This is a genomic window from Pseudomonas sp. H9, from assembly GCF_004353925.1.
In the GTDB taxonomy this organism is placed as follows: domain Bacteria; phylum Pseudomonadota; class Gammaproteobacteria; order Pseudomonadales; family Pseudomonadaceae; genus Aquipseudomonas.
In genome coordinates, this window is record NZ_SMOK01000012.1 from 22,002 (window position 1) to 42,166 (window position 20,165).

Annotated in this window: 17 protein-coding genes; 5 read left to right on the forward strand and 12 right to left on the reverse strand. The window is 58.6% G+C overall.

Annotated elements, in window-relative coordinates:
• Position 1 precedes the first annotated feature (1 nt).
• Entirely contained in the window at positions 2 to 940 is a 939-nt protein-coding gene (locus tag E1573_RS10635) for an MlaD family protein (protein ID WP_133213395.1), read from the forward strand.
• Positions 937 to 1,572 (forward strand): ABC-type transport auxiliary lipoprotein family protein, encoded by a 636-nt coding sequence (locus E1573_RS10640; RefSeq protein ID WP_133213397.1) that lies wholly within the window; start codon positions 937 to 939, stop codon positions 1,570 to 1,572. Before E1573_RS10635 ends, E1573_RS10640 begins: the two co-directional genes overlap by 4 nt.
• On the opposite strand, the gene E1573_RS10645 is transcribed toward E1573_RS10640, so the two are convergent.
• The 4 genes from E1573_RS10645 to E1573_RS10660 form a co-directional block, all read right to left on the reverse strand.
• Positions 1,554 to 2,783 carry a nucleoside recognition domain-containing protein gene (locus E1573_RS10645; RefSeq protein WP_133213399.1) on the reverse strand — a complete coding sequence of 410 codons (1,230 nt, stop codon included), beginning with the start codon at positions 2,781 to 2,783 and terminating at the stop codon, positions 1,554 to 1,556. The two genes, E1573_RS10640 and E1573_RS10645, sit on opposite strands and share 19 nt — an antisense overlap.
• A gap of 184 nt (positions 2,784 to 2,967) precedes the next feature.
• Positions 2,968 to 4,299 (reverse strand): glutamate/aspartate:proton symporter GltP, encoded by a 1,332-nt coding sequence (gltP, locus tag E1573_RS10650; protein WP_133213401.1) that lies wholly within the window; start codon positions 4,297 to 4,299, stop codon positions 2,968 to 2,970.
• A gap of 764 nt (positions 4,300 to 5,063) precedes the next feature.
• Complete coding sequence (locus tag E1573_RS10655) at positions 5,064 to 5,225, reverse strand: DUF1328 domain-containing protein (RefSeq protein WP_008092060.1); 162 nt, start codon at positions 5,223 to 5,225, stop codon at positions 5,064 to 5,066.
• A gap of 44 nt (positions 5,226 to 5,269) precedes the next feature.
• Positions 5,270 to 5,542: a hypothetical protein gene (locus E1573_RS10660; protein ID WP_256659516.1), complete on the reverse strand. Its 273-nt coding sequence runs from the start codon at positions 5,540 to 5,542 to the stop codon at positions 5,270 to 5,272.
• A gap of 356 nt (positions 5,543 to 5,898) precedes the next feature.
• Here E1573_RS10660 and algB point away from each other — a divergent pair, with 356 nt between their 5' ends.
• Together algB and E1573_RS10670 are read left to right on the forward strand one after the other, a co-directional pair.
• The gene (gene algB / locus E1573_RS10665; protein ID WP_133213405.1) at positions 5,899 to 7,245 is read left to right on the forward strand and encodes a sigma-54-dependent response regulator transcription factor AlgB; all 1,347 of its coding nucleotides are present in this window, start codon (positions 5,899 to 5,901) and stop codon (positions 7,243 to 7,245) included.
• Positions 7,242 to 9,032 (forward strand): KinB sensor domain-containing domain, encoded by a 1,791-nt coding sequence (locus E1573_RS10670; protein ID WP_133213407.1) that lies wholly within the window; start codon positions 7,242 to 7,244, stop codon positions 9,030 to 9,032. The genes algB and E1573_RS10670 overlap by 4 nt, the downstream gene beginning before the upstream one ends.
• A 12-nt stretch (positions 9,033 to 9,044) precedes the next feature.
• Here the strand turns inward: E1573_RS10670 and E1573_RS10675 are convergent, their stop codons facing one another.
• The 7 genes from E1573_RS10675 to E1573_RS10705 all read right to left on the reverse strand — a co-directional run bounded on the left by E1573_RS10675 (position 9,045) and on the right by E1573_RS10705 (position 16,224).
• On the reverse strand, positions 9,045 to 10,664 hold the full coding sequence (locus tag E1573_RS10675; RefSeq protein ID WP_133213409.1) for an EAL domain-containing protein: 1,620 nt from the start codon (positions 10,662 to 10,664) through the stop codon (positions 9,045 to 9,047).
• Positions 10,665 to 10,742: 78 nt separating this feature from the next.
• Positions 10,743 to 11,516 carry an N-acetylmuramoyl-L-alanine amidase gene (locus tag E1573_RS10680; RefSeq protein WP_133213411.1) on the reverse strand — a complete coding sequence of 258 codons (774 nt, stop codon included), beginning with the start codon at positions 11,514 to 11,516 and terminating at the stop codon, positions 10,743 to 10,745.
• Positions 11,517 to 11,577: 61 nt separating this feature from the next.
• Positions 11,578 to 13,578, reverse strand: coding sequence for a GGDEF domain-containing protein (locus tag E1573_RS10685; protein ID WP_133213413.1), 2,001 nt, complete (start codon positions 13,576 to 13,578; stop codon positions 11,578 to 11,580).
• Between the two features lie 28 nt (positions 13,579 to 13,606).
• Positions 13,607 to 14,461: an endonuclease/exonuclease/phosphatase family protein gene (locus E1573_RS10690; protein WP_133213415.1), complete on the reverse strand. Its 855-nt coding sequence runs from the start codon at positions 14,459 to 14,461 to the stop codon at positions 13,607 to 13,609.
• Positions 14,462 to 14,473: 12 nt separating this feature from the next.
• On the reverse strand, positions 14,474 to 15,103 hold the full coding sequence (dsbA, locus tag E1573_RS10695; RefSeq protein WP_133213417.1) for a thiol:disulfide interchange protein DsbA: 630 nt from the start codon (positions 15,101 to 15,103) through the stop codon (positions 14,474 to 14,476).
• Positions 15,104 to 15,270: 167 nt separating this feature from the next.
• Entirely contained in the window at positions 15,271 to 15,888 is a 618-nt protein-coding gene (locus E1573_RS10700; protein WP_133213419.1) for a cytochrome c, read from the reverse strand.
• Between the two features lie 33 nt (positions 15,889 to 15,921).
• The gene (locus tag E1573_RS10705; RefSeq protein WP_133213421.1) at positions 15,922 to 16,224 is read right to left on the reverse strand and encodes a cytochrome c5 family protein; all 303 of its coding nucleotides are present in this window, start codon (positions 16,222 to 16,224) and stop codon (positions 15,922 to 15,924) included.
• 192 nt (positions 16,225 to 16,416) lie between these two features.
• Here E1573_RS10705 and yihA point away from each other — a divergent pair, with 192 nt between their 5' ends.
• The gene (gene yihA / locus E1573_RS10710) at positions 16,417 to 17,049 is read left to right on the forward strand and encodes a ribosome biogenesis GTP-binding protein YihA/YsxC (RefSeq protein ID WP_133213423.1); all 633 of its coding nucleotides are present in this window, start codon (positions 16,417 to 16,419) and stop codon (positions 17,047 to 17,049) included.
• A gap of 301 nt (positions 17,050 to 17,350) precedes the next feature.
• Here the strand turns inward: yihA and polA are convergent, their stop codons facing one another.
• The gene (gene polA / locus E1573_RS10715; RefSeq protein WP_133213425.1) at positions 17,351 to 20,113 is read right to left on the reverse strand and encodes a DNA polymerase I; all 2,763 of its coding nucleotides are present in this window, start codon (positions 20,111 to 20,113) and stop codon (positions 17,351 to 17,353) included.
• Between the last annotated feature and the right edge of the window lie 52 nt (positions 20,114 to 20,165).

Below are 20,165 nucleotides of genomic sequence, written 5' to 3' on the forward strand. Positions count from 1 at the left end.
GATGGAAACCCGTGCACATCATGTGCTGATCGGCCTGGTCACCGTCATTGTGGTCACCGGCGCCATGTTGTTCGGCCTGTGGCTGACCAAGTCCAGTGTCGATAGCACTTTCAAGGATTACGAAGTGGTGTTCAACGAAGCGGTGTCCGGCCTGTCCCGGGGCAGCTCGGTGCAGTACAGCGGCATCAAGGTGGGGGATGTCACCAGCCTGCGCCTGGACCCCGAAGACCCTCGCCGCGTGCTCGCCCGCGTGCGTTTGAGCGCCGACACACCGGTCAAGGAAGATACCCGGGCCAAGCTGACATTGACCGGCATCACCGGCACTTCATTCATTCAGCTCAGTGGCGGTACGCCAGAAAGCCCGGAGCTCAAAGGCAAAGACGGTAAACTGCCGGTGATCGTCGCGTCACCATCGCCTATCGCACGGCTGCTCGATGACGGCAGTGACCTGCTGACTAACATCAACATGCTGGTGCACAACGCCAACCAGCTGTTCTCCGAAGACAACGCCAAGAGCCTGACCAACACCCTCAATCACCTGGAGCAGACCACGGCGGCGTTCAGCGAGCAACGCGGCGATATCCGCACGGCACTCCAGCAACTGACCCAAGTTGGTAACCAGGCCAGCAGCATGCTTGAACAAACCAGCGCGCTGATGCGCAACGCCAACGGCTTGCTCAGCAATCAGGGCAAGCAGGCCTTTGGCAGCGCCGAACAGGCCATGCAGTCGCTGGCGCAGAGCACCGAAACCATCAACAGTTTGCTTAACGACAACCGCGAAGCCCTCGACGGTGGCGCGCAAGGCCTGAATCAACTGGCCCCGGCCATCCGTGAACTGCGCGAGACCCTCAATTCACTGAAGGCCATTTCTCAGCGCCTGGAAGCCAACCCAAGCGGCTACCTGCTCGGCCGTGACAACAACAAGGAGTTCACGCCATGAGTCGCACCCGCCGTTTTCTGGCCTTGGCTGTGGTGGTGAGCCTCAGCAGTGCTTGCTCGATTCTGCCCAAGGCCGAACCTGCCGACGTTTATCGCCTGCCTTCGGCACACGCCAGTCAGGTAGCACCTGCGAGCGCAGCAGCCAACTGGTCACTGCGGATAAACAAGCCGCTGGCCAGTGACACTCTCAACAATTCAAAGATCGCCGTGGTGCCCGAAGGCAACCTCATCAGCAACTACAAAGGCGCACGCTGGAGCGACCCGGCACCCTTGCTGCTACGCAACCGTATGCTCGATGCCTTCCAGCGCGATGGCAGGGTGCCTCGGCTGAGTGCCGATGACAGCAACCTGCAGGCTGACTATGAGTTGGCAGGCGAGCTACAAGCCTTCCAGAGTGAGTACAGTGCCAGCGGCCTGGCCGTGGTGATTCGCTATGACGCGCGACTGGTACAAGGGCGTAGCCAGCGTATTCTCGCCAGTCGCCGCTTTGAAGTGCGCCAGCCGGTGAGTGACAAACAAGTGCCAGCCGTGGTCAACGGCTTCGGCAGCGCCAGCGACCAACTGATGGCGCAACTGGTGGCCTGGACCCTGGCCCAGGCCAACCAGGCGCAGCTTCAGGCAAAGAACCAGTAGCAAACGCAAATCGCCGCGACCACTCCGGCAAACTCAGCGAGCAGCGCACACCCCACCGCATGGCGGGCGCGCTGAATACCGACAGCACCGAAATACACCGCCAGCACATAGAAGGTGGTTTCGGTGCTGCCCTGAATAGTCGCGGCAACCAGCGCCGGAAAGCTATCGACCCCGTGTGTCTGCATGGTTTCAATCAACATCGCCCGGGCGGCACTGCCCGAGAACGGTTTGACCAGCGCCGTAGGCAGGCCCTCAACAAAACGCGTGTCCATCCCCAGCCACTCCACCACATGGCGGATACCATCCAGGCTCAGCTCCAGAGCGCCTGAGGCGCGCAGCACGCCGACTGCGCACAGCATGGCAACCAGATAGGGCAGCAGGCTCTTGGCGACGTCAAAGCCCTCCTTGGCGCCCTCCACGAAGGTTTCATAGACCTTCACCCGCTTGAAGGCACCAATCACCAAGAACACTATGATCAGGCCGAATAGCGTGAGGTTGCCGAGAATCGACGACAGTCCGGCCAGCGCGGTGGCCGACAGCGTGCCTAGAAACGCCATGAAGCCACCCAGCAGCAGGGCACCGGGCACCAAATAGGCAAGCACCACCGGATCCCACAATCGCAGGCGCTGCATCACCGCGACCGACAGCAGGCCGACCAGGGTCGAAGCGCTGGTGGCCAGCAAGATCGGCAGGAACACCAGGGTCGGGTCGGTAGCCCCTTGCTGGGCGCGGTACATGAAGATGGTCACCGGCAGCAGGGTCAAAGACGAAGCATTAAGCACCAGAAAGAGGATCTGCGCGTTACTGGCGGTGGTCGAGCTGGGGTTCAACTCCTGCAGCGCGCGCATTGCCTTGAGACCAATTGGAGTGGCCGCGTTATCCAGACCCAGACCATTGGCAGCGAAGTTCAGGGTGATAAGACCCAGAGCCGGGTGACCAGGTGGGACTTCCGGCATCAGACGGGCAAACAGCGGGCCGAGTACCTTGGCCAACCATTCAACGATACCGGCCTGCTCGGCAATCTTCAGGAAACCCAGCCAGAGGGTGAGGGTGCCGAACAGCAGCACCATCACTTCAACCGACAGTTTGGCCATGGCGAAGATGCTTTCAACCATGGCGGCGAACACACCGGCATTGCCCCCTACCAGCCATTGCGCCAGCGCGGAGATGGCCGCGACCAAGAAAAAACCAAGCCAAAGGCCGTTGAGCATCCGTTGTTCCCCCACACAGTTGCGAAGAATGATAGCGGTAGCCGCCGCTGCGGAAAACCGTAGGAGCGGGCTCGCCCCGCGATATGGTGTGTCTGACAAACCGCTATCGCGGGGCAAGCCCGCTCCTACCGGAACGAAAAAGCCCCGACCAGGTCGGGGCTCTTCGTTTAGCCAACGTGCAACATTAGTGGTTGGCAGTCTTGCCGGCAGGGGCGGCTTCTTTGCTGCGCCAGTGCGGCAGCGAGTTCCAGTAGCGCTGACCTTTGGCGTCGTCGTACATGCCTTCCCAGCGTGCGATAACCAGCACGGCCAGGGCGTTACCGATAACGTTGAGGGCGGTACGGGCCATGTCCATGATGCGGTCGACACCAGCGATGAAGGCCAGACCTTCCAGCGGGATGCCCACACTGCCCAGCGTAGCCAGCAGTACCACGAAAGACACGCCTGGCACGCCGGCAATACCCTTGGAGGTAACCATCAGGGTCAATACCAGCAGCAACTGCTGGCTGATCGACAGATCGATACCGTACAGCTGGGCGATAAAGATGGCCGCGATGCTCTGGTACAGGGTCGAGCCGTCAAGGTTGAACGAGTAACCGGTCGGCACCACGAAGCTGCAGATGGCTTTCGGCGCACCATAGGCTTCCATCTTCTCGATAACGCGCGGCAGTACGGTTTCCGAACTGGCGGTGGAGTAGGCCAGAACCAGTTCGTCCTTGAAGATGCGCATCACCTTCAGGATCGAGAAACCAAACAGACGAGCAATCAGGCCCAGCACCATGAAGCCGAAGAAGGCGATGGCGAAGTAAACCAGCAGCACCAGCTTGGCCAGTGGCAACAGCGAAGCGAAACCGAAGTTGGCAACAGTCACCGCGATCAGCGCGAACACACCGATTGGCGCGTAGTTCATGATCATGTGAGTGACCTTGAACATGGCTTCGGAGACGCCCTGGAAGGTCTTCACCAGCGGATCGCGAATCTCTGCCTGCAGGCTCGACAAGCCCAGGCCGAACAGGACCGAGAAGAAGATGATCGGCAGCATTTCGCCACGCATCAGCGCTGCGAAGATGTTCGACGGGATCAGGTTGAGGATGGTTTCAATGAACGCATGCTCATGCTGAACCTCTGCGGCAGTAGCCTGATACTTGGAAATATCGACGGTGCCCAAGGTACTCATGTCGATACCGGCACCTGGGTGGAACAGGTTAGCCAGCACCAGACCGACCACGATGGCGATGGTTGTCACCACCTCGAAGTAGATGATGGTCTTGAGGCCGATACTGCCCAGTTTTTTCGCATCGCCAACTCCGGCGATACCCACGATCAGCGACGAAATCACGATCGGGATGACGATCATCTTGATCAGGCGAATGAAGATGTCACCGGCAGGTTGCAGGACGTTGCTGATCCACCATGCCTTTTCTGCACTGAAATGATTCAGTAAAGCGCCAATTGCAATCCCCAATACCAGACCGATGAGGATCTGCCAGGCGAGGCTTAGCTTTGCCTTCTTCATATCATTACCTTTTCTTCAAGTGGCCACGGGCACCTAGCTAACAACCGCGATCCAGAGCTGTTTCCAGTGACTTCTGGTCGTTGATGGCTGTCGGCAGGTGACTCCGTAGAAGGTCACCGCGAGCGAGCGTTTGAACGCTCAGGCCAGCGAAAAAAGGCGCAACTATTCCCACGTGAGGGGGGAGCGTCTAATGCCGTAAACGACTAGCCTATGCCGAATCGGCATGATCTTTTCGAGCCAAAACGAGCGTCCCAGAGGGTTACGCGAGAGGCGTTCGGAATTCCGACGATGGCCAAAGCGCCACATTTCGGCAGATTTGGACGTATCCAGCTGAGTGTGAAAGGGCGTTGTTCGACAATCCGAATGCGTGAAATCACCTCGGATCGGGCAACGTAGGAGGGTGAAAAAATATCGATATACGGTCGCACTGAAATGTGCCTTGACGTACTTGGCGGGAGCATTCGAAAAATTCGATAGGAGGCGAACAATTTCCAAAGCGATACGGAAGCCAGTTCAAGCATCCCCTTCTGATGGGAACCGCCAGACCTGAAACTCCCGTGACCGCTTCACCCGACCCGGCCCTCATCGGAGGCACTCCATGTACCTCTAGGCCTCTCCGATCCTGGAACAATCAGAGCAGCCCAGCCCCTTGGTCATGTGCCGGCCTTCCTCAGGCGGGCACAACATAGAAGCCTGGAATCAAAAAAGGTTCAGCTTCTATATATGTACATAAGTGTCCAGTCACACTCAGTACCTGTTCATGCTCAGCCTCTACCGCGGCCAAAGAAGAAGGACGCCACGAAGAGCACCAGGAAAACAATGAATAGGATCTTCGCAATACCGGTCGCTGCACCGGCTATGCCACCAAAGCCCAGCACGGCGGCGATGATCGCGATAATCAGGAAGGTGATAGCCCAACTTAACATGGTGATTCTCCTTACCGTTCTTGAAAGAAACCGTCTACTGGCGCTCAGAACACCCAGCGTTGCTGCGCTGGGCTGACTTCATCCGAGGTGCTGCTCAGCGCTGCAGGCCGCGACTGCATCTGCAGCCTGGGTGCTGAAACGGATGCCTTGTGCAGCAGGGTGACGTGCTCAGGTACTGCACGAACCACCTGAGCGTGCTGCCAGTGGTGATAGAGCTGACCGGCAATGAGCGTCAGCAGCAAGGCCAAGCTAAAGAACAGCCCCTGGCGCAATTGAAGTGGAGAAACCTGCGCGAGGGTGGCGGGATGCCGAATCATGCTGAACTCCTCCTGCCGCATTCATTGTTGTCTGCAAGAGGTGTTGCACTGTGCATGCCAGGCTTTTGTAAAAATAAAAGCTGAATTGAATCAACACGTTAGAAGCATGGCATGCGTTCGTACGGGGCGTATCCTGCACGATGGCTGCTGAAGGGTCGTGCGATTTGCATGATGCGCTGGCCGGCCCCCACCACAGCTGAGGTGACTTTCAGGTGCCGAAGTCGACGCTGAGGCGGGTTAGATATGTCGTAGGCCAACGGCTACCATGCAGGAAACGAAATAAATCAGAAAAAAGCATGCAACTTGCCCGATTTCTCCGGCACTAATAGAGAACATTCTTAAAAGGAGCGTAGGAAATGGAGTCAACCCAGGAACATCAAGGCCGTATCCTGTTGGTCGACGACGAATCTGCCATCCTGCGTACCTTCCGTTACTGCCTGGAAGACCAAGGCTATAGCGTTGCCACTGCCAACAGTGCCGCTCAGGCCGAAACCTTGCTGCAGCGCCAGGTCTTCGATCTGTGTTTCCTCGACCTGCGTCTGGGTGAAGACAATGGCCTGGATGTACTGGCACAAATGCGTATCCAAGCACCCTGGATGCGCATCGTTATCGTCACGGCTCACTCGGCGGTCGACACAGCAGTTGATGCGATCCAGGCAGGCGCGGCCGACTATCTGGTGAAACCCTGCAGCCCCGACCAGCTACGCCTGGCTGCGGCCAAGCAGCTAGAAATACGCCAACTGTCAGCTCGGCTGGAAGCGCTGGAAGGTGAAGTAAAGAAAAGCAAAGACGGGCTGGATTCGCATAGCCCCGCGATGATGGCGGTGCTGGAGACCGCTCGCCAGGTCGCTACCACTGACGCCAATATTCTGATTCTCGGCGAATCCGGCACCGGCAAGGGCGAGCTGGCCAGAGCCATTCACGGTTGGAGCAAGCGCGCCCGCAAAGCCTGTGTAACGATCAACTGCCCTTCACTCACTGCCGAACTCATGGAGAGCGAGCTGTTTGGGCATAGCCGCGGCGCCTTTACCGGAGCCAGCGAAAGCACCTTGGGTCGGGTGAACCAGGCTGATGGCGGCACCTTATTCCTCGACGAGATCGGCGATTTCCCCCTGACTCTCCAACCCAAGTTACTACGCTTTATTCAGGACAAAGAGTACGAACGGGTCGGCGACCCGGTTACACGACGTGCCGATGTGCGCATTCTGGCCGCCACTAACCTTATCCTTGAGGACATGGTCCGCGAAGGGCGCTTCCGCGAAGACCTGTTGTATCGCCTGAATGTCATCACTTTGCACCTGCCGCCTCTGCGCGAACGCAGCGAAGATATCCTGACCCTTGCCGATCGCTTCCTGGCACGCTTCGTCAAAGAGTATGCGCGGCCCGCCCGCGGATTCAGCGACGAAGCGAGGGCTGCACTGCTCAATTACCGCTGGCCGGGAAACATCCGTGAACTGCGCAACGTGGTGGAACGTGCCAGCATCATCTGCCCACAGGAACGCGTCGAGCTCGGCCATCTTGGCATGGGCGAGCAAGCCACCAACAATGCGCCACGTATCGGCGCTGCCCTGAGCCTCGATGAACTGGAACGCGCCCACATCGAAGCCGTGCTGGCCACCAGCGAAACCCTGGACCAAGCCGCCAAAACCCTGGGGATCGATGCCTCCACCCTGTATCGCAAGCGTAAGCAGTACAACCTATGAAATGGGCGATGATGAAGCTGCGTACGCGGCTTTTTCTCAGCATTTCGGCGCTGATCACCGTGGCATTGCTTGGTCTGTTACTGGGCCTGGTGAGTGTCCTGCAGATGGCCAGCTCGCAACAGGCCCTGATCCGGGAAAACACCGCCACCCTGGACCTTGGCCTGAAGCTACGACAGAACCTCGGTGAACAACTCACCTTGATGCTCACCGAATCGGCGGATCGAACCGCGATAGAAGGTTTGCAAACGCAGTTCCAGCTATTGTTGAACGAGGGCATCCAACAAGAGCAGGACCACGAATCCAGCAAATACTTTGCCGACACCACTCAACACTACCAACACTACCTCCAGGCGTATCGCGACACCGTCAACCCCGCTCTCGGCCTGGGCACCGAGCAACCACTGGGTAAAGCCTTCGGTGTGCTGCGCAACGATCTGCTCGGCGCCCATAAACGCGCACTGGATCACATCAACCACAGTGAACAGGTGACCTATGACCGGGCCTTGTTGATATCCAGTTTGCTTGGCCTGGTAGGCTTGAGCGTGCTGATCCTGGGCTTCGTCACTGCCCACGGCATTGCCCGGCGCTTCGGTCAGCCAATTGAAGCACTGGCCAAAGCCGCCGACCAGATAGGCCAGGGTGACTTCAAGGTTACCTTGCCAGTGTCTCAATCCGTGGAAATGAACCTGCTAACCCGGCGCTTTGGTTTGATGGCTGAGGCCCTGAGCAAACATCAGGCAACCAATATCGATGAGCTGCTCGCTGGGCAGCAGCGCCTGCAAGCGGTACTCGACAGCATCGACGATGGCTTGTTGATCATCGACCGCCAAGGTCATCTGGAACACATCAACCCAGTCGCCCAGCGGCAACTGAGCTGGAATGACAGCCATCTGGGCAAGGGCTTGGGCGAAGCGCTGCAACGGCCGGAGCTGGATGAACAACTGCAACAGGTGCTGCGCGGCACCAATCTGGATCGGGCACCAGTAGACCTGAGCTTCGATATCGATGAAGAACCTCGCCTGCTGGCGTATCAGCTGACGCCGGTCTGTCACCCTGACGGACAGATTCTCGGCGCGGTCATGGTGCTGCGCGACGTCACCGAACAACGTGCCTTCGAGCGTGTGCGCAGTGAGTTTGTCTTGCGTGCCTCTCACGAACTGCGTACGCCAGTCACCGGTATGCACATGGCCTTCGGGTTGCTGCGCGAGCGCCTGGACTTCCCCCCACAGGCGCGAGAGACCGATCTGCTCGAGACCATCGGCGAAGAGATGCAACGCCTGACACAACTGATCAATGACCTGCTGAACTTCTCCCGCTACCAGAGCGGCCAACAAAAACTCGAACTGATGCCCTGTGCCATTGATGAACTACTGGCCAGGGCTTGCGAACGCTTTGCCGGGCCTGCAGGCGACAAGCAGATCCAACTGCAGGTAGAACTGGTACCGCCACTGCCGCACATCCAGGCCGACTGCCTGCAGCTCGACCGGGTCATGGACAATCTCTTGGACAATGCCGTGCGTCACACCCCGGTTGCCGGAAACATTCGCCTGCACGCCAGACGTCATGCCGAGCGGGTGATTATCAGCATTGAAGACAGTGGTGAAGGTATTGCTTACAGCCAGCAGGGGCGGATCTTCGAACCCTTCGTTCAGGTCGGACGCAAGAAAGGCGGGGCAGGGCTTGGCTTGGCACTTTGCAAGGAGATCATCCAACTGCATGGTGGGCGTATGGGTGTTTACTCGCGCCCGGGGCAAGGCACACAGTTTTATATGGCCCTACCGGTCTAAATGGCTGCTGCCTTACGCCTCGTCATCGAAGCGCCGCGCAGCGGCACGCCGGCCACGGGTAACCAACTCAACGAACTGCCGGGCGCTCAGAGGATGGGCGAACAGCCAGCCCTGGCCATAATTCACGCCTTCACTGTTGAGCAACATGGCCTGATCTTCGTACTCGACACCTTCCGCGATCACACGTAATTGCAACGCGTGAGCCATACGGATGATATGGGGCGCCACACCGCTGCTGGCAGCATCATGTCCCAGCGCGTCGATAAAAGCCTTGTCGATTTTCAAGCAATCCACTGGCAAGGTCTGCAGGTAAGCGAGGCTGCAATAGCCTGTACCGAAGTCATCGATCAGTACCTGATGACCGACTTCGCGCAGCGCTTGCAGGTTGTCACGGGCGACGACCACATCGATCAGCCCGCGCTCGGTGACCTCAAACGCAATCTGACTGGCAGCGACATGGTGCATGGCCAGCAAACGTGCCGCGACCCGGCCAATTCTGGGTACCATCACGTCGCAGGCGGCAAGGTTGACCGAGATATAAAGGTGCTTGTTGGCGCGTAACAAATGCCCCAGCTGCTCAAGGACACGCTGCAAAACAAAATCGGTGATCTGACGAATCTGGCCGGTATTTTCCGCCAAGGGAATGAATAAATCCGGGCTGGTCAAGGTGCCATCAGGACGACGCCAGCGGACCAATGCTTCAGCGCCCACACAGCGGCGGCTATTGAGCTCGAAGATAGGCTGGTACAACACCTGCAGCTCACCACGGCGCAGCGCACCCTGCAGCTCGGAACTCATCGAGCGGCGCTGGCGTACCAACTGCAGCACCAGCCAGCCAATACACCAGGCCAACACCAGGCTGCCGGGGAACAGCAGCCAGAGCACACCGTTCATCTTCAAGGGCAAGCTGGCCCGGGGCGCAATCAACACCAACTCATAATCTGGCGACTTGGTCGACATGCGGTAAATCAAGCGGTCGGGTAACTCCAGCAACGCATCCATGGAGTTCGGCGGCCAATTTGCCGAAGGTGGCCAGGCCTGGGGTGGGCCTAACACCGGTACGGCACGTGCACCGTTGTCCAATACCACCAGCAAGCTGCCTTCCGGAGGCAAGTCGACTACATCGGTCAAATGGCCACGAGAGGTCGCCACCAGAAATTTGCCTCGGCCCAACATCAATGCCGCAATATTGTCATCAGGCTCATTGGTGGTATTGAGCCAATAACTGTACGTCGGCCCCTGAATGTCCGGAGGTCGTAAGGGATTGATGGTGCGCTCGCCTATGCGGTTGGAGCAGGCAATCGTGCCATCGACATAGGCGGCTTCATAAACAAAGCGGTACCTGAAGCCAATCTGTTGCAGCATGCTCAGCATTGCCGCATCACAACCGCGCAGGGGTTGTGCCTGCAGCTCATCGACGCCTTCACGCAGTTGCCCGAAGATTTGCTCCAGCCGTTCGAGAAAACGCTCGCCTTTGGCGTTCATCTGCTCACTTTCGCTTTGCTGCATCTGGTGCATCGCGACACCGATACTGGCAACCAGCAACAGCGCTGCGCTGGCCGCAGCCGCAAGTGTGGCCAGTAACCAGGGGCGGTAAAGCAAGTGGCGCAGCACGGCAAGGGCAGATGACATTAAGAAGCATCCAGTTGAATACCAAGAGGTATAGCAACTGCTGATGAAGTCAGCCTGCCCGTTTGGCGGCGCCGTTGCTTAACGGCTGTTGAGCACCTGCAGCATGGCTGCAGTTTGCGCGTCCGCCACACCGTCGAAACGCTGAGGGCGGAATCGCATCTGGAACGCCGCGATTACATGCTTGGTGTTCACGTCGTAGACGCCGGTCTGCTCGATGGCATAGCCAAAGCGCGCCAGTTGCTGCTGATACCAGGTAATGCTCGGCGGATTGACGCTGAACCGCGCCTGCTGTTGGGCTACCGCGCGCGCATCCGGCCAGACGCCGAGGCCAGCATCAGCCAGGCGCTTCCAGGGAAACAGCGGACCCGGGTCGAGTTTGCGCGCTGGCGCGATGTCGCTGTGGCCAATGATGTAGCGCGGCTGGATGTTGTTGCGTTTGACGATATCTTTGAGCAACGCAATCAACGCTTCGATTTGCGCTTCGGTATAAGGGTGCCAGACACGCCCGGTCGGGGTGTCGGTGAATCCTGGGTTAACGATTTCGATACCAATGGAGCTGGAGTTCAGCCAGGTACGGCCATCCCACTGGCTGTCGCCAGCATGCCAGGCACGGCGGCTTTCATCGACCAGTTGATAAACGGTCGCAGGAGAATCACCAACCAGGTAATGGCTACTGACTTCGCCATGCGTCAGCAGCTTGAGGGAGCGCTCCAGCGAGGCGTTGGTGTAGTGCAGGACGACGAACTGGATACGGTTGTCCTGGTTGACCGACGTGTGGCTGCGGTCAATCCGCAGGCCACTGCTGCAGCCTGCCAGGGCGAGCAGCAGGAGCGCAGTGAATATGGCTTTCATGGAAAAGGGCACATGTGATGACTTGTAATGCAATAGCATAACGTATCCTCGCGGGCGCCACTCAGCCCTGTTCAACTCTATTTCTACCGAGATGTTTCGCCCGATACAGCGCCTCATCGGCACGCTTGAGTACGATCTCGCTGCGTTCGCCGCTGCGAAACGCACTGATCCCGATCGACAGCGTAATCGTCACCCGCTCACCTTTGAAGTGGAACGGACACGCTTCAATGGCTGCACGCAGACTTTCCGCCAACTGGCAGCCTGCAGTCAGAGCTGTCTGCGGGATCAGCAAGACAAACTCTTCACCACCGAAACGAGCGATGAAATCTCGGCTGCGCAGCCGCTTACGCAGCACGCTGGCGACGATTTTCAGCACTTTGTCACCCGCCTGGTGACCGTAGCTGTCATTGATACGCTTGAAGTGATCGAGGTCGAGGATTGCCATCAACAGATGGCCTCCGCTTTCCTGCCACTCCAGCACTTCCTGATCTACCCGCTCAGACCACGCGGCGCGGTTCGGCAGGCCGGTGAGGGGGTCGATCAGGGCTTTTTGCCGCTGTTCTTCCAAGTGCTCACGATAGCCCATGGCCTCCTGCTCCATGCTGGCGACGCGCTCGGCCAGGCCCTGCAAGCGGTTGGCCATGTCTTGCTCGCGCTGGTCACGCTTGTGCTGATGCTCGTCCATGGTACCGAGCAGGCCTTCGAGGCGTTTTTCCAGAATGTGCTTGAGGCTGCCCAGGTCAGCCGCACCCTGCACGCTGCTTTGCAGGCCATCGACCTGCTCACGCAACTGGTTGTCCAGATCACGTGCCGCCGAGCTGTTGTCGGCATGGCCTTCACTGGCTTCATGCAAGTGGCTCTGAAATGACTCCAGGCGCTCGTTGAGTTGCTGCAGGTAGGCCTCGAACTCATGCTGACCACTGTCGTTGATCGCCAGCATCAGCACCGCCAGGTCATCGAGCACCGGCAGCAGCTCATACCAGTTCAGGCCGTGCTCCAGGCGCGCCCGCAAGGACTGGGCCTGGGCCTTGTAACGCTCGGGTAACGTCAGGTCATCGAGCAGACCCAACAGGGTCTCTTCGATGTGTGCCGCAACCGAACTGTAGGAAGGCTCGGTGCTATCGGGCAGGGCGTACTGAGGATCTTCCTCTAGCGCCTGTGCGACCTCAGGCTCGCGACTTTCCGGCTCATCCTCAGGGTGTTCGGGTTGCGCCAGCAGCTCGGCTTCGCTTGGGGCTTCAGGCTGATCGAGCGACGCAGCCACCTCGGTTTCAAGCACAGGCTCGGGTTTGTCGGGCGGACAGCTTTCAGGCACAGGTTCGTCGCAGACCTGCGTCTCGACCGTTGCGTGTTCTACTGCTTCGGCAACACCTTCCGGGTTGGCCTCCAGGGGTTGCAGTTCGTCGGCATCGGCAAGTACTTGTGCTTGGGGCTCGGTGCTTTCATGAGCCCGTGATACCGGCGCAGGCACCTCAAAGACCTCAGACACAATCGGCCCAGCACCCGCCATAGCAGGTTGCAGCGCTTGCGCCTCGGTTTCACGGGTGCCAAACAAACGCTGCAAAAAACCAGGACGATGCGCGTCTTCAGGGCGCTCAAGCGCCGCTAATGCTTGCCCCTGTAAATTGCTCAGTTCCCCCAGCAGCAAAGGCACTTCGCGAGACTGGCTGGCGCGGACTTCGACCTGCTTGGCCAGTTTCTTCAAAGGCCGGCTGACGTCACTGGGCAAAGGCAAGCTTTGCAACTGGCTCACCAGCGCATTCAGGGCCGTGCTGACTTGGCCAATGCGAGTTTCGCGGCGCTGCTCGGAATCAAGCACGGCCTTTTCCAGTCGCGGGATCAACCCGGCGAGGGCGGCGTCCATGTTGTCGGTGCGGATGACTTCGCGCATCTCTTTCATGCACTGATCCACCGCCCGGTCGCTGCCTTCGGCAGCCAGCGTGCTACGCACCAGACCACGGCGCAACAGGTCGAGGCGGGCTTCCCAACGGCGCTCGAGCTTCTCTTGCTGTTCGATACTCTTGAGGTACTTTTCTTTCCAGCGCTGGGCTTCGTCGGTCATGCCTGGGTCCACAAAGGGGTGATGGCAATTAGCTCAAAGCGGGCAGCGTATCCACAGTAAGGGCATCAGGCAAACGAATCTCAACCGCGACCGGAAGATGATCGGAAATGGGCTGTGCCAACACCTCGACCCGTTCCAGGGTCAGGCTTGGGCTGAGCAAAATATGATCAAGGCAGCGCTGTGGGCGCCAACTGGGGAAGGTTGCCTGCACTTGCGGCGCAACCAGCCCCAAATCCCGCAGGGGAGAGTGCTCCAGCAGGTCATTGGCATGGGTGTTCATGTCACCCATCAGCACCTGATGGCGATAGCCACCAATCAGCTCACGGATATAGGCCAACTGCCGGACACGGGTCTTGGAGCCCAGCGCAAGGTGCATCATGACCACTACAAGGGCGTCTTCACCTTCACCGAAGCGCACCAGGATTGCCCCACGTCCAGCTGGGCCGGGCAGGGGATGGTCTTCGATCAATTGGGGTTTGAGCCGGCTGAGCACACCGTTACTGTGCTGGGCCAGACGCCCGAGGTTGCGATTGAGCTGTTGGTACCAATAAGGAAAGGCACCGAGCTGAGCCAGGTGTTCAACCTGGTTGATGTAGCCGGAACGCATGCTGCCGCCATCGGCTTCCTGCAGGGCCACTAAATCGAAATCGCCGAGCAGATCGCCGATCTTCTGCAGGTTACCGGCACGCCCAGTGTGCGGCAGCAGATGCTGCCAGCTCTTGGTCAGATAATGCCGGTAACGCTCAGTGTTGATACCCACCTGGATGTTGAAGCTGAGCAGACGCAGGCGACCATCCTCCGGCAGACCATTGGCCTGCAGATGATGTTCGTTGACCCGCGGATCGTGCAGGCCAACGCCTCGCTCAGCTCTCCAACGACGCATGGTGAGCGCCGCTTACTTGGCGGCGCGCTCCTTTTCGATCAGGGAGTCAGCTACGTTTAGGACGCCGTCCGGACCGCCAGCGGTACCCAAGTCAAAGCGATATTTACCGTTGACGACCATGCTTGGAACGCCAGTGATTTCATACTTCTTCGCCAGTTCCTTAGCTTTCTGCACCTGGCCTTTAATAGCAAAGGAGTTAAAGGTGGCCAGGAACTTCTCCTTGTCGACACCCTGGGTGGCCAGGAAGTCAGCCATGTCTTCAGGCTTGGTCAACTGCTTGCGCTGGTTCTGAATAGCATCGAAAACAGCAGCATGAACGCTGTGTTCTACACCCATCGCTTCAAGGGTCAGGAACATCTGACCATGAGCATCCCATGCGCCGCCGAACATGGCAGGCACGCGCTTGAAATTGACGTCTGCTGGCAGCTTCTCGGTCCACTTATTCACATACGGCTCAAAGTTGTAGCAATGTGGGCAGCCGTACCAGAACAGCTCAACCACTTCGATTTTGCCGGGCACCGACACCGGTACCGCGTTGCTCAGCTCGACATACTCCTTACCCGCTACTGGCTCTGCAGCCTGGGCGGTCATACCGAATACGCTGGCAGCGACCAGCGTGGCGCTGAGAATCAAATTACGCATGCTTCACTCCTGAGCAATCTATTTGGTCGCCTCGACACGACCTGCAGTAAGACAGGTCGAAGCGGGCCCGAGTTCGTTAGTGTAACGGCAGCGGGCACAAAAAAGGGCGGCCTAAGCCACCCTTTTCATCATTACACCGCAGTATTAACCCAGCGTTAATGCGCGGATCAGTGCAGCCCCTGAATGTAGCTGGACAGCGCTTCGATGTCTTTGTTGCTGAGCTTGGCCGCAATGGTGCGCATGGTGGTGGCATCACCGTCATTGGTACGGTTGCCTTCGCGGAAGTCAGTCAGTTGCTTGGCCACATACTGCGAGTGCTGGCCACCCAGGTGCGGGAAGCCGGCCAGGGCAATGCCTGCGCCGTTAGGCGAGTGGCAACCGGTGCAAGCTGGCAGGCCTTTCTCGATATCACCACCGTTGAACAGGGCACGACCGCGCTCGACCAGCTTCGGATCGGTCGCGCCCACGCTGCCCTTCTGGCTAGCGAAGTAAGCAGCGATGTCGGCCATGTCCTGATCGTTGAAGTTGGCGAGCATGCCGGTCATTTCCAGCACGGTGCGCTTGCCCGACTTGATGTCGTGCAATTGTTTTTCCAGGTACTTCTCACCCTGGCCTGCAAGTTTCGGGAAGTTCGGCGCCAGGCTGTTGCCGTCCGGATTGTGACAGGCGCCACATACAGCAGTTTTGGCCTGACCAGCAGCGGCATCCCCTTTGATAGGCTCTGCGGCATTGGCTGCACCAGTGACGCCCAAGGTCAACAGCAGACTCACGAGTAGTTTGTTCATCAGCTAATCCAACTACGGCTAAGGGTGAAAGAGTTATGTATCGGGACTCCGGCTCATCCACAGGATGATCGCCTGGTAGTCCTCGGCACTGCAGTCCATGCACAATCCACGCGGCGGCATAGCCTTAAAACCCTGTGTGACATGCTTCACCAGCGTCTCCATCCCCTGCGCCAGCCGTGGCTCCCATGCTGCCCGGTCACCCGGTTGCGGTGCCTGTGGTAGCTGTCCGGCATGGCAAGCGGCACATGCTCGCTTGTACACTGCCTGGGGATCCTGTGTAGCCTGAGCGCTGAACAACGGTATCAAGACACCTGCAGCAAGCAGCCATTTCGTCATACGAACGACCTTTCAGGGTTGGGGGTTGCACTGCGTTCTACCGCGCAAGCTTGAATCAACCGCCCCCGTGCACATCCTCCTACGCCGGGATAATGCGCACACAAAAACTGGGGCATTATATACTCCCGTTACTGAAACGGAAACGACACCGCTTGCCGAGACCCCCTCGCGCAACGCCCAACCGGATAAACCATGCAAGTCAAAAACCCCATCCTCGGTCTCTGCCAACAGGCCAAATTCGCTCTCAGCGCTGCCAAGGTCGACCAGTGCCCGGACGACCAGGGTTATGAAGTAGCCTTCGCGGGCCGCTCCAACGCCGGCAAGTCCAGCGCCCTGAATACCCTGACCCACGCCAGCCTGGCCCGCACCTCGAAAACCCCGGGGCGTACCCAGTTGCTGAATTTCTTCAGTCTGGACGATGAACGGCGTTTGGTCGACTTGCCGGGTTACGGTTATGCAAAAGTACCGATTCCGCTCAAGCAACACTGGCAAAAGCACCTGGAAGCCTACTTGGGCAGCCGTGAGTGCCTGAAGGGTTTGATCCTGATGATGGACGTGCGCCATCCAATGACCGACTTCGACAAAATGATGCTCGACTGGTCCCAGGCCGCGGGCATGCCTATGCACATTTTGCTGACAAAAGCCGACAAATTGACCTTTGGTGCCGCGAAAAACACCCTACTGAAGGTTCAGTCGGAAATCCGTAAAGGCTGGGGAGATGCCGTAACCATCCAGCTGTTCTCGGCGCCGAAGCGCCAAGGCCTGGAAGAAGCCTACGGCGTGCTGGCGAACTGGATGGAACTGGCAGACAAGCCCGCAGAATAAGGGCTGCCCGGCAAACGCCGGGCAAAAAAAACCCCGGACTTCGTATGGGGAGGGGGAAGTTCGGGGTTCAAGTTCCGGACCGCTAGGGCGGGGTCCAGATATCTGCCAACACTTAACACAACATAGGAGCATCGAAGGGCTTCACCAGCCATTCAGTTACTCTGAGTCGCAGTTCACCGGTTTAGTTCCAACGTTTTTGAAACTATTTGCGATAGCCCCGGTTATTTTTACAACCTGCACTTTTCCCCTCAAAAAAGCCGCGACGATATGTCGCAGCTTTTCCCAACATTTAGCGGCATTTTTAGTGCGCTTCGTCCCAATTTGCCCCTGTTCCGACCTCCACCAACAGAGGTACATCGAGCGTTGCCGCGTTGCTCATGTGTGGACGAATTTGTTCACGCACTTGCTCAACAAGGTCTTCGCGCACTTCCAGCACCAGTTCGTCGTGCACCTGCAGGATAACCCGGGCGTCCAGGCCCGAATCAGTCAGCCAGTTATCCACTGCCACCATGGCCCGTTTGATGATATCGGCCGCAGTACCCTGCATCGGCGCGTTGATCGCCGTGCGTTCTGCGCCTTTGCGCAAGGCCGGGTTCTTTGCATTGATGTCCGGTAGGTACAGGCGACGACCGAACAGCGTTTCAACAAAACCTTGTTCAGCGGCCTGCGCACGCGTGCGCTCCATATAAGCCAATACGCCGGGGTAGCGGGCAAAATAGCGGTCGATGTAGGCCTGCGATTGCTTGCGGTCGACGCCGATCTGCTTGGCCAGGCCAAAGGCGCTCATGCCATAGATCAGGCCGAAGTTGATAGCTTTGGCACTGCGGCGCTGGTCAGTGGTGACATCGGCCAGATCGACGCCAAAAACCTCCGCAGCCGTTGCCCGGTGCACGTCCAGGTCGTTGCGGAAGGCGTGCAACAGACCTTCGTCTTTAGCCAGATGGGCCATGATCCGCAGCTCGATTTGCGAATAGTCCGCCGCCAGCAGCTTGTAGCCAGGCGCCGCGATGAACGCCTGGCGGATACGTCGGCCTTCGGCGGTGCGGATCGGAATGTTCTGCAGGTTCGGGTCGCTGGACGACAAACGACCGGTAGCTGCCACTGCCTGTTGGTAGGAGGTGTGAATTCGCCCGGTGCGTGGGTTGATCTGCTCTGGCAAACGGTCGGTGTAGGTACTTTTGAGCTTGCTCAGGGAGCGGTACTGCATCAACACCTTGGGCAGCGGGTAATCCATCTCGGCCAGTTCAGCCAACACGGCTTCGGCCGTCGACGCCTGGCCCTTGGCGGTTTTGTTCAGCACCGGCATGCCCAGCTTGTCATAGAGGATGACACCCAACTGCTTGGGCGAGCCGAGATTGAACTCCTCACCGGCGATTTCGAAGGCTTCCTGTTCCAGTTGAACCAGCTTCTCACCCAGTTCAATGCTCTGGATGCCAAGTAGCTTGGCATCGACCAGCGCGCCTTGACGCTCGATTTTCGCCAGCACAGGGACCAGTGGCATTTCGATTTCGTTCAGCACTGGCAGCACGCTCGGCGTCTTGGCCAGCTTTTGTTGCAATGCCTGGTGCAGGCGCAGAGTGACATCCGCATCTTCAGCGGCGTAAGGGCCGGCCTGCTCCAGATTGATCTGGTCGAAGGTCAACTGCTTGGCACCCTTACCGGCAATATCGGTAAAGCCGATCGTCGTGTGGTTCAGGTACTTGAGTGCCAGGCTGTCCATGTCGTGACGGGTGGCGGTGGAGTCGAGCACATAAGACTCGAGCATGGTGTCGTAGGCCACACCCTGCATCTGGATGCCGTTGGCAATGTCGCCGCCAATGGCGCAGTTGGCCAAGATGTTCATGTCGTACTTGGCGTTTTGGCCGACCTTGAGCTTTTTCGGGTCTTCGAGCAGCGGTTTGAGCGCCAGTAGCACACGGTCACGGTCCAGTTGCTCAGGTGCGCCCAAGTAGGTGTGAGCCAACGGCACGTAAGCGGCTTCATGCGCTTGCACCGCGAACGAAAGCCCTACCAGTTGCGCCTGCTGCGCATCCAGGCCTGTGGTTTCGGTATCAAAGGCGAACAGCGGCGCATTATGCAGCTTTTCCAGCCAGGCCTCAAAACGAGCCTGATCGAGGATGGTTTCGTATTTCGCCTCGACCACTTCCTCAGGCGCTTCAGCAACGATCTCCAGGCCAGCCCGCTTGGCGTCGCGCTGCACCTCATCGATCCAGCTCTTGAACTCCATCTCGGTGTACAGCTCAAGCAGTGCTTCGCGGTCAGGCTCACCGCACACCAATGCATCCACTTCAACGTCCAGCGGCACATCGATCTTGATGGTCGCCAGTTCATAAGACAGAAACGCCGCGTCGCGGTGTTCTTCCAGCTTGGCAGGCAGCGTTTTGGCGCCACGAATCGCCAGACCGGGCACCTTGTCGAGGTTCTCGTACAGGTCGCGCAGGCCGCCACCGATACCGGTCAGCAACCCCACGGCAGTTTTTTCACCCACACCCGGAACACCGGGAATGTTGTCGACTTTGTCGCCCATCAGCGCAAGAAAATCGATGATGTGCTCAGGACCGACGCCAAACTTCTCATGCACGCCAGGGACATCGAGGACGCTACCGGTCATGGTGTTGACCAGCGTAATGTGACCGTCCACCAGCTGCGCCATGTCCTTGTCACCGGTTGAAATGATGACTGGGCGACCGGCTGCGGCGCTGCTGCGCGCCAGGGTGCCGATCACGTCGTCGGCTTCAACACCCTCGACGCACAACAACGGATAGCCCAACGCGCGCACACTGGCATGCAACGGCTCGATCTGCACGCGCAGATCGTCAGGCATGCTCGGGCGGTTGGCTTTGTACTCCGCGAACATTTCATCGCGGAAGGTGCCACCTTTAGCGTCGAAGACCACCGCGAACAAGCTGTCAGGGTACTGTTTGCGCAGGCTCTTGAGCATGTTCAGCACGCCTTTGACCGCACCGGTCGGCATGCCCTTGGACGTGGTCAGCGGCGGCAACGCGTGAAAGGCGCGGTAGAGGTATGAGGAACCGTCCACCAGGACGAGGGGAGCTTGGCTCATGAGCAGAATCAACCTTTTCGACGGGCCCGGCGCTAGAATGTCCGGAACATTG